This is a genomic window from Blastococcus sp. KM273128, assembly GCF_021698975.1.
Lineage (GTDB): Bacteria > Actinomycetota > Actinomycetes > Mycobacteriales > Geodermatophilaceae > Blastococcus.
The window spans coordinates 1-15726 of sequence record NZ_SSXA01000009.1; the positions used below are offsets into that span (position 1 = coordinate 1).

At 75.0% G+C, this 15726-nt stretch carries 16 protein-coding genes; 5 read left to right on the plus strand and 11 right to left on the minus strand.

The window, feature by feature from the left end:
- Positions 1-95: 95 nt before the first annotated feature.
- The gene (locus tag E9529_RS04290; RefSeq protein WP_236829867.1) at positions 96-872 is read right to left on the minus strand and encodes a M23 family metallopeptidase; all 777 of its coding nucleotides are present in this window, start codon (positions 870-872) and stop codon (positions 96-98) included.
- A 445-nt stretch (positions 873-1317) separates the two neighbouring features.
- On the opposite strand from E9529_RS04290, the gene E9529_RS04295 reads away from it, so the two are divergent.
- Together E9529_RS04295 and E9529_RS04300 are read left to right on the plus strand one after the other, a co-directional pair.
- The gene (locus E9529_RS04295) at positions 1318-2448 is read left to right on the plus strand and encodes a CDP-glycerol glycerophosphotransferase family protein (RefSeq protein WP_236829868.1); all 1131 of its coding nucleotides are present in this window, start codon (positions 1318-1320) and stop codon (positions 2446-2448) included.
- Positions 2435-3250, plus strand: coding sequence for an NTP transferase domain-containing protein (locus E9529_RS04300; protein WP_236829869.1), 816 nt, complete (start codon positions 2435-2437; stop codon positions 3248-3250). Before E9529_RS04295 ends, E9529_RS04300 begins: the two co-directional genes overlap by 14 nt.
- A 19-nt stretch (positions 3251-3269) precedes the next feature.
- On the opposite strand, the gene E9529_RS04305 is transcribed toward E9529_RS04300, so the two are convergent.
- From E9529_RS04305 to E9529_RS04330, 5 genes are read right to left on the minus strand one after another with little or no spacing between them, the layout of a single operon-like run.
- Positions 3270-4346 (minus strand): hypothetical protein, encoded by a 1077-nt coding sequence (locus E9529_RS04305; protein WP_236829870.1) that lies wholly within the window; start codon positions 4344-4346, stop codon positions 3270-3272.
- Positions 4343-5029 (minus strand): SCO family protein, encoded by a 687-nt coding sequence (locus tag E9529_RS04310; RefSeq protein WP_236829871.1) that lies wholly within the window; start codon positions 5027-5029, stop codon positions 4343-4345. The genes E9529_RS04305 and E9529_RS04310 overlap by 4 nt, the downstream gene beginning before the upstream one ends.
- The gene (locus E9529_RS04315) at positions 5026-5736 is read right to left on the minus strand and encodes a YcnI family protein (RefSeq protein WP_236829872.1); all 711 of its coding nucleotides are present in this window, start codon (positions 5734-5736) and stop codon (positions 5026-5028) included. The genes E9529_RS04310 and E9529_RS04315 overlap by 4 nt, the downstream gene beginning before the upstream one ends.
- 37 nt (positions 5737-5773) lie before the next feature.
- Positions 5774-7555, minus strand: coding sequence for a copper resistance protein CopC (locus tag E9529_RS22375; RefSeq protein ID WP_308195251.1), 1782 nt, complete (start codon positions 7553-7555; stop codon positions 5774-5776).
- Entirely contained in the window at positions 7552-8193 is a 642-nt protein-coding gene (locus E9529_RS04330; RefSeq protein ID WP_236829873.1) for a zf-HC2 domain-containing protein, read from the minus strand. Before E9529_RS04330 ends, E9529_RS22375 begins: the two co-directional genes overlap by 4 nt.
- Positions 8194-8267: 74 nt before the next feature.
- On the opposite strand from E9529_RS04330, the gene E9529_RS04335 reads away from it, so the two are divergent.
- The gene (locus E9529_RS04335; RefSeq protein WP_236829874.1) at positions 8268-8828 is read left to right on the plus strand and encodes a sigma-70 family RNA polymerase sigma factor; all 561 of its coding nucleotides are present in this window, start codon (positions 8268-8270) and stop codon (positions 8826-8828) included.
- Positions 8829-9076: 248 nt separating this feature from the next.
- Positions 9077-10063, plus strand: a complete 987-nt coding sequence (locus tag E9529_RS04340) for a sulfite exporter TauE/SafE family protein (RefSeq protein WP_236829875.1) — start codon at positions 9077-9079, stop codon at positions 10061-10063.
- 138 nt (positions 10064-10201) lie between these two features.
- Here the strand turns inward: E9529_RS04340 and E9529_RS04345 are convergent, their stop codons facing one another.
- The 4 genes from E9529_RS04345 to E9529_RS04360 all read right to left on the minus strand — a co-directional run bounded on the left by E9529_RS04345 (position 10202) and on the right by E9529_RS04360 (position 14425).
- Positions 10202-11182 (minus strand): NAD-dependent epimerase/dehydratase family protein, encoded by a 981-nt coding sequence (locus tag E9529_RS04345; protein WP_236829876.1) that lies wholly within the window; start codon positions 11180-11182, stop codon positions 10202-10204.
- A gap of 76 nt (positions 11183-11258) precedes the next feature.
- Positions 11259-11759, minus strand: a complete 501-nt coding sequence (locus E9529_RS04350) for a DUF5994 family protein (protein ID WP_236829877.1) — start codon at positions 11757-11759, stop codon at positions 11259-11261.
- A 329-nt stretch (positions 11760-12088) separates the two neighbouring features.
- Entirely contained in the window at positions 12089-13981 is a 1893-nt protein-coding gene (typA, locus tag E9529_RS04355; protein ID WP_236829878.1) for a translational GTPase TypA, read from the minus strand.
- 102 nt (positions 13982-14083) lie between these two features.
- Complete coding sequence (locus tag E9529_RS04360) at positions 14084-14425, minus strand: hypothetical protein (RefSeq protein WP_236829879.1); 342 nt, start codon at positions 14423-14425, stop codon at positions 14084-14086.
- Positions 14426-14479: 54 nt separating this feature from the next.
- Between E9529_RS04360 and E9529_RS04365 the strand changes: the two genes are divergently transcribed.
- On the plus strand, positions 14480-15007 hold the full coding sequence (locus E9529_RS04365) for a GNAT family N-acetyltransferase (RefSeq protein WP_236829880.1): 528 nt from the start codon (positions 14480-14482) through the stop codon (positions 15005-15007).
- 131 nt (positions 15008-15138) lie between these two features.
- Here the strand turns inward: E9529_RS04365 and E9529_RS04370 are convergent, their stop codons facing one another.
- Positions 15139-15702 (minus strand): YceI family protein, encoded by a 564-nt coding sequence (locus tag E9529_RS04370; protein ID WP_236829881.1) that lies wholly within the window; start codon positions 15700-15702, stop codon positions 15139-15141.
- Positions 15703-15726 lie beyond the last annotated feature (24 nt).

Here is a 15726-nt window from a genome sequence, read left to right on the forward strand (position 1 = left end):
CGACGCACCATCGGCCACCAGCCGCCACGCCGCTGGCCCGAGCGCCAGCCGTCACGCCGTCACCCTCCGCTCAACGCCGGTTACCCAACACCCTCTCAGACGTGGACGCCGCGCGCCGCCAGCCACGGGAGCGGGTCGACCCGCTTGCCGTCCAGGCCGCCCTGGTGCACCTCGAAGTGCAGGTGCGGGCCGGTGGACTGGCCGCGGTTGCCCAGCAGCGCGATGGTCTCCCCCGCCTCCACGTACTGCCCCGGCGCGACCAGGATCTTGTCCATGTGGCCGTAGACGGTGACGTCGCCGTTCTCGTGGAGGATGTAGACCGCCAGGCCGAACCCGCTGGCCGAGCCGGCGCGGAGCACCACGCCGTCGACGGCGGCGTACTCGGGCGTGCGCATGGGGGCGGCCAGGTCGATGCCGTAGTGGAAGGTCCCCCACCGGCCGCCGTAGCCGCTGGTCAGCCGGGCGCCGGCGACCGGCATGACGGCCTTGGGGCGGGCGGCCTCGGCGGCGGCGGCCGCGGCGGCCTCCTCCGCGGCCTGCCGCTCGGCGCGCGACGCGGCGACCTCCTCCAGCCGGGCCTGCGCCTCGGCGACGGTGATCGAGGCCTGCGGCAGCACCTCGACGCCCTCCTCCGCCGTCAGCAGCGTGTCCTGGGCGGCGAGCACGGAGGTCGCCTCGGCGGCCGGTGCGCCCTGCAGGCTGACGCCCGCGGCGACGGCGCCGCCGAGCAGCAGCGAGGTCAGCAGCAGGGCCGGGCTGCGCCGGGCACCGGATGAGCGCCGCTGCGCCCGGCGCTCGGCCGCCCGCCCGGTGCGGGGCTGCACCGCCACCAGGAGCTCCGTGCGGGCCTCCGGGCCGATACCAGCGTCCATGCACCTCGTCCGTCTCGCGTTGCGTGCTGTGCACCCATCGAAACATTCCGTGACTGCTTCGTGACCAGCCGTTCGGCGCGTCGTCCGGGACACGCCGCCGTGACCCGCACCACGCACCCCGCCCGCCCCACGAGTCACACGCGGAAGTGACACCGGTGTAGTTCCATCCACCCGCCGGCGCCCTGCGCCGGTCGAGGATCATGGACGCCGACACCGGCGCCGAGCCGGTCGTCAGAGGCCTCCGAGGGCACCTTCCGGCCGTCGGTGGCGGCGCGCCGTCGACGACGCGGGACGCGAACCTGACGCAAGCGGCGCCGGTACCCGCACACTGTTCCCATGGCCCCCGCATCGGGGGGCCGCGAACGCCGTGTCCCCACACGCCCGGAGGAGGGATTGCGTTGACCGACGCCCGACCCGTTGACCACGCGACCTCTCCGTCCCGCCGGTGAGGATCACCTACTTCAGCTTCCGGGGGCTGTTCGCCGACAACCCGCGCGCCCTCTACGAAGCCCTCGCCGCCCGCCACGACCGGGACACCGTGCACACCTGGCTGTGCACCGAGAAGACCCGGCGCACGTTCCCCCCGGACGTCGAGACGGTGCTGTACGGGACGCCGGAGGCCCGCGCCGCCCTGGAGACCGCCGACCTCGTCGTCGCCAACGACTGCATCTCCATGCACTGGACCAAGCGGCCGGGGACCTTCTACCTGCAGACGTGGCACGGGACGCCGCTCAAGCGCATCCACCACGACGTCGAGGGCGGGCCGGAGGGCTGGCTCACCAACGCCGACCTCGACGTCGCCCGGTGGGACCTGCTGCTCTCGCCGAACGCGGCCACCACCGACCGGCTGCGCGGGGCCTTCGGGCACCGCGGGCCGATCGCCGAGACCGGCTACCCGCGCAACGACCTGCTCAGCAGCCCGGAGCGGGAAGCGGTGCGCCGCAAGGTCCGGGCCGACCTCGGGCTCGACGACGGCCGCACCGCGGTGCTCTACACCCCCACGTGGCGCGACGACCTGGTGTTCCAGGGCGACGGCTCCGCCCCGCCGCTGGCGATCGACCTGGCCGAGTTCGCCGCCCGCCTGGGCGAGGACCACGTGCTGCTCCTCCGGCTGCACAGCATGGTCGCCGGCCGGCTGGAGCTCCCGCCCGGCGCCCCCGTCGTCGACGTCTCCGACCACCTCGACGTCGCCGAGCTGTACCTGGCGGCGGACGTGATGGTCACCGACTACTCGTCCACGATGTTCGACTTCGCCGTGACGGGTAAACCGCTGCTGTTCTTCGTCTACGACCTGGAGCGCTACCGCGACCAGCTCCGGGGGTTCTACTTCGACCTCGCGGCGGTGGCACCGGGTCCGTTGCTGAGCACCAGCGACGAGCTCATCGACGCCATCGCGGGCGTCGACGCGGTGGCCGCGGAGCACGCCGGGCGCTACGCCCGGTTCCGCGAGACCTTCTGCCACCTCGAGGACGGCTCGGCCACCGCGCGCGTCCTCGACCTCCTCCCGACCGCACCCGCGTCCGGGCACCCCACCACCAGCAATCTCGAGGGAGATGATGTCCGTGCGGACCGGTGACCACGTCCTCAACCCCGTCCGTCGGGGCGGTTCCCCGCTGTCGGCCCGCACGACCGGCCGACGCCAGCAGACGCCCTCGGTGCAGGTCGTCATCCTGGCCGCGGGCATGGGCACCCGGCTGGGCCGGCAGGATCCCAAGCCGCTGACCCGGCTCGACGACGGCCGCAGCATCCTGCACCGCCAGCTCGAGGGGCTGCGCACCGTCCTGGGCGCCGACGTCTCGGTCACCGCGGTGGTCGGCTACCGCAGCAAGCGGATCATGAAGGCCGCCCCCGAGCTGCTGTTCGCCTACAACCCGGACTTCGCGGCCACCAACACCTCCAAGAGCCTGCTGCGCGGCCTGCGGACCACGCGGGACGGCGGCGTCCTGTGGCTCAACGGCGACGTCGTGTTCGACCCGGCCGTGCTGGAGGTGGCCCTCCCCTACCTCGTGGCCGACCAGAGCTTCGTCTGCGTCGACACCAGCACCGTCGCCGACGAGGAGGTCAAGTACACGCTCGACGCCGACGGGTGCATCCGCGAGCTGTCCAAGACCGTCCGCGGCGGGCTCGGCGAGGCGGTGGGCATCAACTACGTGTCCTCCACCGACAAGGCCGTGCTCCTCGAGCACCTGGAGGCCTGCTCCTCCCAGGACTACTTCGAGCGCGGCATCGAGACGGCGATCGCCGAGGCGGGCCTGCGGGTGCGCCCGGTCGACATCTCGCAGTACGCCGCGGTCGAGGTGGACTTCGAGGGCGACCTCCAGCGGGCCAACACCCTGTTCGGCGGCGGGCCCGCCAACGTCGTCGCCGACATCGCCTGATCCCGCACGGGAACCGCCGTCAGGCCGCCGGCACCGGCGGGCCGGCGGCGGTTCCCGCGGGCTCCGCCGGGGCCTCCCGGAAGCGGCGCACCGCGGCGACGCCGCCGACGACCAGCCCCACGCCCAGGGACACCAGCACGGTCGCGGCCGGCCGCGCGAGCAGCTGCGGCCCGTTGGAGAGCACGTTCGCCGACCACAGGACGTCGACGTCGGGCAGGCCCTGCACCAGCAGCAGCCACCCGGAGACGACCGCCAGCAGCCCGGTCAGCGCGCCCCGGCCCCGCCAGGCGGCCCGCAGCGCCAGGACGGCGCACAGCAGCGCGGCCGCCGCCGGCATCAGCGCGGACACGACGGCTCCGGCGTGCGAGCCGACGCTGACCGGGGGCTCGGGCGTGGCCACCGCGTGCCAGAGCGCCGCGAGCGCCCCGACGCCGAGCAGCGCCCCCAGCGGCAGCGGCGTCCGGGCCAGCAGCCCCGCGGCCGCGGCGGCCAGCACGAGCGCGGCCACGGGCAGCCACACGGCCCACGGCGAGGGCGGCGGGCTCCAGGTGAGCACGCCGGCCACCTGCACGTCGGTCTGCCCGTGCCGCAACGGCACGACCCACTCCGAGACCACGTGCTCGCGGTCGGGGTCGGCGGCGACCTGAGGCGGGAGCACGCCCTCGCTCATCCAGTGGGTGCGGTGGTCGTGCCACACGTAGGCCGGCTCGGTGGAGACCTGCTCCCAGTCCGGGGCGGCGTCCGCGTCGGCGGAGGGGGGCAGCGCCGTCCGGCCGTAGCGGTCCAGGTTGATCCAGGTCGCCGGGCTGTTCGCGTTGCGCCAGACGCCGTCGGGGCCGATCCGCAGGTAGGGCTCGCCGGAGTACCCGGGGACGTGCACCTCGACGTCGGTGCTGTTGACCAGCTCGAGCTCGTCGCCGAACTGCAGCGACCGCACGCCCACGCCCGGCAGCTGTGGGCTGACCTGCAGCACGCGGGCGTCGAAGTCGCTGCCGGCCGCCCCGCCACCGACGTGCGCCGACGCCGGCCCGGCGAGGGCCAGCAGCGCCACCACGGCGGCCAGGACCGCGAGCAGCCGGCCCAGGCCGGGCCTCACGCGCCCGCCACCACCTGGAGGTCCTCGGCGATGTCCTGGTGGGTGTTGCCGGCGTCGAAGGCCACCCGCGCCTCGTCGTCGGCGCCGTACAGCAGCAGCAACGTCGAGTGCAGCCGGCCCTGGTCCTCGGCCTGCGGCACGCCGGCGGCCAGCTGGGCCCGGTCCACCGCCTCCTGGTCGCCGGTGAGGCCGACGAACGAGGTGGGCAGGTCGGCGTCGAACCGGTCGAGGTACTCCCCGAGCACCTCCGGGGTGTCGGTCGCCGGGTCGGTGGTCACGAAGACCACCTGCACCTGCTCGGCCAGCGCCGGGTCCACCCCGCGCAGCGCAACCGCGACGTCGGCCATCGTGGTGGGGCAGATGTCGGGGCACTCGGTGTAGCCGAAGAACAGCATCGTCGGGCGGCCGGCGGTCGCCTCCTTGAAGTCGTACTCCGCGCCCGTGGTGTCGGTGAGCGTGAACGACGGCCGGCGGTAGGGCTCGGGCAGGTCGAGCCCGGCGTAGCGGTCGTCCGGGGCCTCCACGACGGCCGGCGCGTCCCCGGAGTGGTCGTGCTCCCCGGCCGCGCCCGACTCGCCGCCCGCGTCGTCCGCCGAGCCGCCGCAGCCGGCGAGCAGCAGACCGGTGGTGAGGAACAGCGCCGGCACGGCCCGGCGGGAGCGTCGGCGGACGGCGGGAGTCACGAGGACACGGTACGTCGGGAAGCGCGGACGCCGAGGACGACACCGGCGAGCGCGGTCAGCAGCGCGAGGATGGCGAAGAACAGCGCGATGGCACCGGGGTCGCTGGTGTGCGCGTGCGCCTCGTCGGCGGCCTCGACCTCCGCCGCGGGGGCGTCGTCCGCGGCCAGCGACAGCACCGGGGCGGGGCGCTCCGGCTCCGCCTGCCCGGCCACCGTGGGCTCGATCCAGGCCGCTTCGCTACCGTCGCTGTAACGCTGCACCGCCGGGAAGCCGAGCTGCCCGGCGTCCGGGAACGGCCCCCCGGCGAGCGCGAATTCCTGGAACTGGCCGGGCGCGATGCCGGCGCCGTCGGCCGCGCGGAACTCCACCAGCGAGACGTAGGAGCTGACCTCCCGGCCGTGCACCTCGATCGGCTCGGCGAGCTCGGTGGTCTCGGTGCTGATCGTCCAGCCCGGCACCGGCTGCGCCCGCAGCGAGCCCATCGCGGCCTCCTCGGGGATCTGGATGCGCAGGGCCACGGTGCTGGCGGTGTCGCTCTCGTTGGGCACGCGGAAGGTGAGCTTCCCGTAGCCGCCCGGGGTGGCGTCGGCCGAGGAGACGGTGACGTGCGCGGACGCGACGGGCGCCAGGCCCACCGCGGCGCCGAGGGCGGTCAGGGCGGCCAGCAGCAGGACGGCGAGCCGCGCGAGCGGGCGGGACAGGGACACGGGGCTCCTCAGCAGGGGGTGGCGCATCGCGGAGTGGTCAGCGCACCGGGAAGTCGGTGGCCGCCGAGAGGGCGGTGAACTCGTCGAGCCGCACGGTGGCGGTGAGCGTCCAGGTGCCGGCGCCCGGGATCGACATGCCGTCGCCGACGTAGTGGCCGGGCCCGGCGGGCTCGAGGGCGACGTCGAGGGGGCCGATCTGCTGGCTGCGCTCGGTCAGCGTCAGCCGGATCTCGGCCGGCTGGGTGAGCCGCCCGGCGTCGTCGAAGAGGTAGACGTGCAGCGTGTTCTCGCCGGGGCGGGCCGGCTCGACCGTCATCTGGACGCTGCCGGAGGACGCGCCGGAGCCGCCCTGCAGCGGCAGCACGACCTCCACCGGCTGGGCCAGCTCCGTGCGGGCCGGCGGGGTGGCGACCAGCACCGCCGACAGCGCGAGGACGACGGCGGCCAGCACCGCCTCCACGAGCAGCGAGCGGCGCAGCGCGGGCAGGTGCTCGGCCGCGGCCTCGGCCTGCGCCCGGTCCCGCTCGGCGGCGGCCGCGACCTCCTCCGGGGCGGGCTCGGCCCGCTCGGCGGCCACGCCGGCCGCGAACGCGTGCACCGTCGTCGTCCGGCGGGCGCGGGGACGGCGGACGCCCAGCCGCTGCTGCACCCAGACGCGGGAGAGCCCGGCCGCGGCCAGGACCACCACCACGAGCACGAGCTTGACCAGGAGCAGCCGGCCGTACGTCGTCTCCACCAGGGCCGTGGGCGACGCGACCTCGCGGACCGACTGCACCACCCCGGAGACCACGAGCGCGACGACGGCGCCGAACGCCAGCCGGGAGAACGCCGGGAGCGCGCCGGCCACCGCACCGGGCTCGGCATCCGGCCGCACCGCGACGGCGAGCAGGCCGGCGAGCCCGCCCAGCCAGACCGCCATCGCCCCCGCGTGCACCGCGGCGACCAGCACGGCCAGCACCGGCCACGGCCCGGCGACCGGGTGGCCGACCGCCGCGGTCGCCACCACCAGCCCGACGCCGAGCACCGCCACCGCGGCCGTCGTCCCGCGCCCGGGCTCCGCGGCCCGCCAGACCCGGCGCAGCACCAGCAGCAGGGCGACGGCGAGGACGGCGCGCGCCAGCGCGCCCCAGCCCACGCCCGTGCCCGCCGTCGCGGCCAGCAGCGACGGGTCGACGACCGCCGTCAGCCCGGTCCCCGCCGCGTAGGGGCCCTGGAGGAGGAAGCCCGCGACGGCGGAGACGGCGACCGCGGCGGCGCCACCGAGCGCCATCGCGCGCAGCCGCGCGGACGCCCGCCCGGCCGGCCAGCAGACCGCGACCAGCACCGGCACGCCCAGGGCCAGGGCCAGGCCGGCGTACCCGGCCCAGCGCGTGACGGGCAGCAGCGTCCCGACGACCGGGTCGGTGGCGCTCTCGGTGTCGGCGGTGCCGGCGGCGAGGAGCTCGCCGTCCCCGACGGCGAAGGAGAAGGCGCCCGAGACCGGGTGCGAGTCGGCGGAGATGACGCGGTAGGTGACCAGGTAGCCGCCGTCGGGCAGGTCCCCCCGCAGCGGGATGGTGACGACGTCGCCGTCCACCGAGGCGCTGCCGGCGTCCACCCGCTGCTGGTCGGCGCCCAGCACGCGGGCGTAGCCGGCGCCCAGCGACACGCCCTCGGTGAACTGCAGCGTCACCTCGTCGGGGGCGGCCTCCACCCGCGCGCCCTCCCCCGGCGTCGTGCCGACCAGGGTGGCGTGCGCGGCCGCCGGACCGGCGGTGCCGATGCCCGCGCCGAGCCAGCCGGCGACCAGCAGGAGGAGCAGGAGGGCGGAGCGCCTCACGCGGGCACCGGCCGGACGGCGACCGCGGGGACGGCGCGGCGGCGGCCCCGCCAGGCGACGGCGGCGACCAGGACGGTGCCGGCCAGCAGCAGCAGGTGGGTCAGCGCCCGGTCGGCGTGCACGTGCCCGGCCTGCAGGTCGGCGAGGGTGACCGGCAGCAGGAAGGCGACGAAGGACCCGAGGAAGGGCAGCGCGCCGGCGGCCAGCCGCGGGCCGGCGGCGACGGCGAGGAACGCCGCGGCCAGCGCGAGGTTCCAGGCACCGCTCTCCCGCGCCATGTGCACCGGCGCGCTCATGCCGCCGGTGCCCGAGGCGAGCAGCGGCCAGGCCAGCGTCGCCTGGGCCGCGCCCACGACGAGCAGCGCGACGCGCAGCGCGGAGTCCACCAGCCGGGCGCGCGCGGCGGCTCCCGCCCCGGGCAGCTCTCGGGGCAGCGCGCCGAGGACGGCCACCGTGAGATCGGGCACGGCCGGGGCCGGGGCCAGCCGCGCCCGGCGGGTCACCCGCTCCGCGTCGGCGGTCCAGGCGGCGCAGCCGGCGCAGCCGGCGAGGTGGGCGTCGAGCTCCTCGGCGGGCATCCCGAGCGGCTCGCCGTCGAGACGGGAGGAGAACGCCTCTCGGCACTGGTGGCACGACATGGTCCATTAGTCTCCGCCGGGCGCGGTCCGGTTCCCACCACCCCCGGACTTTCCCGTGACACCCTGACGAGGACATGGACGATCTGGCACGCACCGCCGCGGACGCCGCCGCCGGTGACCCGCTGGCCGCGGCGACCCTCGTCCGGCAGACGCAGACCGACGTCTGGCGGCTGTGCGCGGCGCTCGGCGACCCGGGCTCGGCCGACGACCTCACCCAGGAGACCTACCTGCGGGCGTTCGGGTCGCTGCACAGGTTCGAGGGCCGCTCCTCGGTGCGCACCTGGCTGCTGGCCATCGCCCGCCGGGTCTGCGCGGACGCCGTGCGCTCGCGGCGCCGGCGGCGGCTGACCCTGGTCCGGGAGCCCGCCGACCTCGAGGTGCTGGCCCCGCCGGGCGCCGGGGACGCGGTCGGCGAGGGCGCGGCGGTGGCCGACCTGCTGGCCCGGCTGGACCCCGACCGGCGGGAGGCCTTCGTGCTCACCCAGCTGCTGGGGCTGCCCTACGCCGAGGCCGCGGAGGTCGTGGGGTGCCCGGTCGGCACGATCCGGTCCCGCGTCGCCCGGGCACGCGCCGACCTCGTCGGGTCCCTCGCGGCGGACCGGGACACCGGGCGCAGCGGGACCGCGCGCGGCTGACCGCCGAGCCTCCCGTCCCACATCCGGGTAGCGAGCGTGCGCATAAGTTCATCGATCTGGTAGACATTGCGCCGTGACGCGGACGACGGCTTCGGTGCTCCTGGTGAGCCGTCGGCACGTCGACCTGCTGCGCGTCTGCGCCGCTGCCTGTCCGGGCTGCTGATCCCGCCCCGCCGAACCGGCGGGACCCGTATCGTCCCCCTCCACGCGGTCGCGCCTGCGCCCGTGAGACCCGGAGTCAGCGCCCCGTGAAGACCCTGATCCTGATCGCCCTCGCCGGTTTCGGCGCCCAGCTCGTCGACGGCAGCCTGGGCATGGCCTACGGCGTCACCTCGACGACGCTGCTGCTGGCCATCGGCACCAACCCAGCGGCGGCGTCGGCCACCATCCACCTCGCCGAGATCGGCACCACGCTGGCCTCCGGGCTCTCGCACTGGAAGTTCGGCAACGTCGACTGGAAGGTCGTCGCGCGGGTGGGGGTGCCCGGCGCGGTCGGCGCGTTCGCCGGTGCCCACTTCCTGGCCGGGCTCTCGACCGAGATCGCCGCCCCGGTCATGTCGCTGATCCTGGTGTCGCTGGGCGCCTACATCCTGGTGCGCTTCACGCTGCGCGGCATCGACCGGCGCAACGTGGGCAAGCCGATCCGCAAGCGCTTCCTGGGCCCGCTGGGCCTCGTGGCCGGCTTCGTGGACGCCACCGGTGGCGGCGGCTGGGGCCCGGTCGGCACGCCCGCGCTGCTGGCCAGTGGGCGGATGGAGCCGCGCAAGGTCATCGGCTCGATCGACACCTCCGAGTTCCTCGTCGCGCTGGCGGCCAGCGCCGGCTTCCTGCTGGCGCTGGGCACCCAGGGGATCGACCCGCTGTGGGTCGGCGGCCTGCTGGCGGGCGGGCTGGTCGCCGCCCCGATCGCCGCATGGCTGGTCCGGCACATCCCGCCGCGGCTGCTGGGCTCCCTGGTCGGCGGGATGATCGTGCTCACCAACGCCCGCACGCTGCTGCGCAGCGAGTGGATCGACGCCGGGAGCACGTTCAGCACGGTGGTCTACGCCGTCCTCGGGGTCGTCTGGGTGCTCGCCGTCGTCCACTCCTACCGGCGCTACCGGCAGGACGCCGCGCTGGAGTCGGCCGATGCCGTCGCGGAGGTGGCCCAGCGCAACGTCGTCGCCGAGGTGCCCGCCGACGAGCCCGCCGACGAGCCCGTGGGCGCCGGCCGCCCGAGCGCCCCGCGCGACTGAGCGCGCCCACCCTTTTCGGCCCTCGCCGGCTCGGTCGAACCCCGGGCGGGCCGCGATGATCAGGGAACCTGATCGCGGCGCGTCCTCCCTCACCTCCTGCGCTGAGGGAGGACACCGCGTGATCAGGGTCGCTGATCATCACGAGGGCAGCAGGGCGGCCTCCAATTCGGGAGGGAGGCCGGGTTCCGGCAGGCCGTTGGGCGAGTACCGCGGCCGGTGGTCCTCCTGCTGCCAGGCCCAGGTGTCGGCGACCGTCGCGGCCAGCGGGCGGCTGGGCAGCCCGAGGTCGCGGGCCCGTGCGGTGTCGACGTCCCACGCGGTGCGGGCGACCTCCCGGCGCAGCCACAGCGGCAGGTGCACCCACTCCTCGACGCCGGCGGCGAGCAGGTCCGCCTCGGGCACCGGCACCCACTCCGCGTCGCCCCCGGTGACCTCGCGGCAGATCTCGAGCAGCCCGCCGAGCGTCGTCATCCCGGCCGGGCCCGTGGCGTTCACGGCACCGCCGACGCCGGCCTCGGCCATCCCGACCAGCCAGCCGGCGAGGTCCCGGGCGTCGACCAGCGCGATCGGCTGGGCCAGCCCCTCGGCGGGGACGACCACCCGGCCCCTGCGGTGGATGCGCTCCAGCCACCAGCCCAGCCGGTGCACGTAGTCCCACGGCCCCACGACGAGCCCGGCCCGCGCGGTGAGGAAGCCCGGGCCCACGCTCGCCCCGATCACGCGCTCGGCGTAGGCCTTATTGGGGCCGTAGTCGTCCTCGTCGGTGTCCCAGGTGGGCTCGCCGTCCTCGGGCCCCACCGGGCCGGGCGGCCAGCCGCGGTAGGCGTTGAGGCTGCTGACGAAGGCGTACCCGCGCACCCCGCCCAGGACGGCGGCGGCGTGCCGGGCGGCCGGGCGGGTGCGCGCGGAGGTGTCGACGACGAGCTCGGGTGCCCACTCCCCCAGCGCCCGGGGCAGCGCATCGGGGTCGTCGCGGTCCCCGTGCAGCGCCCGGACACCCTCCGGCGGCGGCCCGGACACACCGCGGGTGAAGGTGGCGACGTCGTGGCCGCGCGCGAGGGCTGCCGACGCGACGTGCCGGCCGAGGAACTGGGTGCCACCGAGGACGAGGAGTCTCATGCCCCTCACCCCAGTCCGGCAGCTCCCCCGCCGTCCAGCGGATCAGCCCAGGGCTGATCCGCTGCCGGCCGAACCGCTAGACCGCGCGCGACGCCGGCACGGTGGGCACCTGCGGGAGCGGGGTGGAGCGGGCCGCGGCGAGCACCATCTGCGGCGAGGAGGGCAGGCCCCGGCGGGTGCACAGCCGCAGCGCCCGGGCGCCGGTGAGAACGTCGGTCTCCGGCGGGACGACGAGCAGGTCGGCGCGGCGGTTGCCCCCGGCCCAGGTGAGGCAGACGACCTGCGGGTCCATGCTGCGGAACCCACCGGCCCGCACCGTCCGGCCGAGGACCTCGAGCTTGCGGGGCGCGGGCTGCCACGCGTCGAGGGCGTACGTGAAGCGCTCGACCCGCACGCCGTGCCGCTCCAGCGCGGCGATCAGCTCGGGGAGCTCGACGGCGAGGTCTCGGCTGCGCGGGAACCAGGCGCCGTCGAAGGCCGACCCACCCGACCCGGCGTCGGCGCGCAGGCTCACCCGGACGTCGATCCCACCCCGGAACCCCTCGGTCGCCGGCACCGTACGGGTGATCGTCGCCATGAGCGTCGGCCGCCTCTCGTCCACTCGTCCCCGGGCCACGGCAGATGGCCCCGAGGAGAACGTAGGCGCGGCGACACACCACTTCTGAGGAGCGTGGGGCGGGCGTGCCGCGCCGCCACGGCCGGTCATCACGATTCGTGACCTGACGACCACGCCGCCGCCGCTCCATCCCCGGCGGAATGTGCACAAAAGGCCGGGGGCGGCGGAGCCGGAAGGGGTCCGGACAGCGCTCTGCCTCTGAGTGCAGGTGCACTCAGAGGCAGAGCGTGCGCGAGGTGGTGCCGCCCTCCCCGGCGGAATGTGCACAAAACGCCCGGGAGGGGTGGGGGTCAGCTCGGCTTGGGCTTCTTGTTCTTGGCCTTGCCGCGCTCGCTCTGGTCGAGGATCACCTTGCGCACGCGGACGGCGGCCGGGGTGACCTCGACGCACTCGTCCTCGGCGCAGAACTCCAGCGCCTGCTCCAGGTTCAGGATGCGCGGGGGGATCAGCCGCTCGAGCTCCTCAGCGGTCGAGGACCGCATGTTGGTGAGCTTCTTCTCCTTGGTGATGTTGACGTCCATGTCGTCGGGGCGGGAGTTCTCGCCGACGATCATGCCCTCGTACACCTCGGTGCCCGGGGCGACCATCATCGAGCCGCGCTCCTGCAGCGAGAACATCGCGTACGAGGTGGCCACGCCCTGGCGGTCGGCCACGAGCGAGCCGGTCGGGCGGGCGCGCATGTCGCCCATCCACGGCTCGTAGCCCTCGAGGTTGTGGTTGAGGACGCCGGTGCCGCGGGTCTCGGTGAGGAACTCGGTGCGGAACCCGATCAGGCCGCGGGACGGCACGATGTACTCCATCCGCGCCCAGCCGGTGTCGTGGTGCACCAGGTTCTCCATGCGGCCGCGGCGGGTGGCCAGGGCCTGCGTGAGGGTGCCCACGTAGTCGCCGGGGGTGTCGATGGTGACCCGCTCGACCGGCTCGTGCAGCTTGCCGTCGATCTCCTTGGTGACGACGGTCGGCCGGCCGACGGTGAGCTCGAACTCCTCGCGGCGCAGCTGCTCGACGAGGATGGCCAGCGCCAGCTCGCCGCGGCCCTGCATCTCCCAGGTGTCGGGGCGCTCGGTGGGCAGCATCCGCACCGAGACGTTGCCGACCAGCTCCTGGTCCAGGCGGTTCTTGATCAGCCGGGCGGTGAGCTTCTTGCCCGACTTGCCCGAGATCGGCGAGGTGTTGATGCCGATGGTGATCGAGATCGAGGGCTCGTCCACCGTCAGCGGCGGCAGCGGCCGCGGGTCGGCCGGGTCGGCGAGGGTGTCGCCGATCATGATGTCCTCGATGCCGGCGATGGCGACCAGGTCGCCCGGGCCGGCGCTGTCGGCCGGGGTGCGGGTGAGCCCCTCGGTCATCAGCAGCTCGGTGATCTTGACGTTCTTGATGCTGCCGTCGACCTTGCACCAGGCCACCTGCTGGCCGCGCTTCATCTCACCGGAGTGGATGCGCAGCAGCGCCAGCCGGCCCAGGAACGGCGAGGCGTCGAGGTTGGTGACCTGCGCGCGCAGCGGCTCCTCGGCGTCGTAGCTCGGCGCCGGGATGGTCTCCAGCAGCGTCGTCACCAGCGGGGCGAGGTCCGGGCTGTCCGGGACGGTGCCGTTCTCCGGCCGGTTGAGCGAGGCCTGCCCGGTGCGCCCGTTGCAGTAGACGATCGGGAACTCGAGGGCGTCGGCGTCCAGGCCGGCGTCCTCCATGAGCTCCATGAACAGCTCGTAGCACTCGTCGACGACCTCGGCGATGCGCGCGTCGGAGCGGTCGGTCTTGTTGACCGCGAGGATGACCGGCATCCCCTTGCCCAGCGCCTTGCGCAGCACGAAGCGGGTCTGCGGCAGCGGGCCCTCGGAGGCGTCCACGAGCAGGACGACGCCGTCGACCATCGACAGGCCGCGCTCGACCTCACCGCCGAAGTCGGCGTGGCCGGGGGTGTCGACGATGTTGACGACGACGGGGTTGCCGTCCTCGTCGGCCAGCCGGATGGCGGTGTTCTTGGCGAGGATGGTGATGCCGCGCTCGCGCTCGAGGTCCATCGAGTCCATGACGCGGTCCTGCGTGGTGTCCGCGTCGGTGCCCTCACCCTTCGCGCGGCCGAGCGCGCCGGCCTGGCGGAGGAGGGCGTCGACCAGGGTCGTCTTGCCATGGTCGACGTGAGCGATGATCGCCACGTTGCGCAGGTCGTTGCGGGTGGGCATGCGGAAGGGCACCTCGGGGGGCTCGGGGGCGCGCCGCGCGGACGCGCGCGGGCATCAGGTCAACAGCGACCGATGCCGCGACCTTCCCTCCACTCTAGGTGCTCAGCGGGCGCGAACCGGCTCCCGTGACCGGTCCACCACCCCGAAGGTGACCCCAGCGGCGGCAACAGTGACCAGACTCACGGCGAACCACGCCGGGAGACCGGCGCCCAGGGCCAGCACGTGGGCCAGCACGAAGGCGCCGACGTAGAGCGCGGCCAGGCCCGCGGTGACGGCCGGGCCCCGCCGGCGGGCGGCGATCCAGGCGGCCCCGACGCCGCAGACGGCGAACACCGCGCCGCCGAGCGCCCGGACGCCGGTCCCCTGCGCGATGCCGAAGCCGGCGGCGAGCCCGACGGCGACCAGCAGCGAGGCGGGGACGCGGGTGAGAGCAGAGGTCGACATGTCGCCCAGTGTCCCTGCCGACGGATCGACCGCGGCGGCTGGCAGGGTCGCGGCGTGCACGCACGGACCCGCCTCCTGGCGCTCGACGACGCCCCCGCCCTGGCCGACCTGGTCCGCGCGGACCAGGAGTTCCAGGCGCCGTGGGAGCCGGCCCGCGACGAGCGCTGGTACACCGAGGCCGGCCAGCGGGACGATGTCCGGGCGGCCCTGGACCGGCACGAGGCCGGGCTCGCCCTGCCGTGCGTCGTCCTGGACGAGGCCGGCGCGGTGGCCGGGCGGGTGAACCTGAACAACGTCGTGCGCGGCGCGTTCCAGTCGGCCAGCCTCGGCTACTGGGTCGCCTCGGCGAGCGACGGCCGCGGACTGGCCACCGGTGCGGTCGCCGAGATGCTGCGGCGGGCGTTCACCGACCTCGGCCTGCACCGGGTCGAGGCCGGCACGCTGCTGCACAACGCGGCGTCGCAGAAGGTGCTCGAGCGCAACGGGTTCACCCGCTACGGGCTGGCACCGCGGTACCTGCGCATCGCCGGCCGGTGGCAGGACCACGTGCTGTTCCAGGTGCTGGCTCCCGGGACGCCGTAGCCGCCCCCGGACGCGACGGGGCCCCGGGCGGCGAACCACCCGGGGCCCTCGTGACGTGCTCAGTCGTTGATCATCGGCGAACGGCTGGTCGACACGCCGGTGCGGGCGACCAGACGACGATGATCAACGCGTCAGGAGGCGCGGAGGACGGCCTCGATCTCGAGCTCGACGTTGATCTTGTCGCCGACGACGACGCCGCCGCCGTCCATGGGCATGTCGATGTCGACGCCGTACTCCTTGCGGGAGATCTCGGTCTTGGCGCTGAAGCCGGCGCGGGTGCCGCCGTAGGCGTCGGGGCCGAAGCCGTTGAGCTCCAGCTCCAGGATCACGGGCTTGGTGATGCCCTTGATGGTCAGGTCGCCCTCGATGGTCCAGTCGGCGCCGTCGGTCTTCACCGCGGTCGAGCGGAAGGTCATCTCGGTGTGGTTGCCGACGTCGAAGAAGTCCGCGGAGCGGATGTGCGCGTCGCGCTGCTCCTGGCGGGTGTCGATCGAGTCCATGTTGATGCGCGCCTCGACCGACGAGGCGGTGGGCTCCGCGGCGGTGACGATGACGCCCTCGAAGTCGCGGAAGTAGCCGCGGACCTTGCTGACCATCATGTGGCGGACGGAGAAGCCGACGGTGGAGTGGCTGGCGTCGATGTCCCAGGTGCCGGCGATGTAGCCGGGGATCTGGGTGGTGGTGCTGCTGGTCATGGTGTCTCCCTGGTGGATCGGTGG

Coding starts and splice junctions, on each gene's coding strand:
- E9529_RS04350 (WP_236829877.1), bottom strand. CDS start 11,759: ATGGCGACGATCACCCGTACGGTGCCGGCGACCGAGGGGTTCCGGGGT.
- E9529_RS04360 (WP_236829879.1), bottom strand. CDS start 14,425: ATGTCGACCTCTGCTCTCACCCGCGTCCCCGCCTCGCTGCTGGTCGCC.
- E9529_RS04345 (WP_236829876.1), bottom strand. CDS start 11,182: ATGAGACTCCTCGTCCTCGGTGGCACCCAGTTCCTCGGCCGGCACGTC.
- E9529_RS04335 (WP_236829874.1), top strand. CDS start 8,268: ATGGACGATCTGGCACGCACCGCCGCGGACGCCGCCGCCGGTGACCCG.
- E9529_RS04330 (WP_236829873.1), bottom strand. CDS start 8,193: ATGTCGTGCCACCAGTGCCGAGAGGCGTTCTCCTCCCGTCTCGACGGC.
- E9529_RS04370 (WP_236829881.1), bottom strand. CDS start 15,702: ATGACCAGCAGCACCACCACCCAGATCCCCGGCTACATCGCCGGCACC.
- E9529_RS04290 (WP_236829867.1), bottom strand. CDS start 872: ATGGACGCTGGTATCGGCCCGGAGGCCCGCACGGAGCTCCTGGTGGCG.
- typA (WP_236829878.1), bottom strand. CDS start 13,981: ATGCCCACCCGCAACGACCTGCGCAACGTGGCGATCATCGCTCACGTC.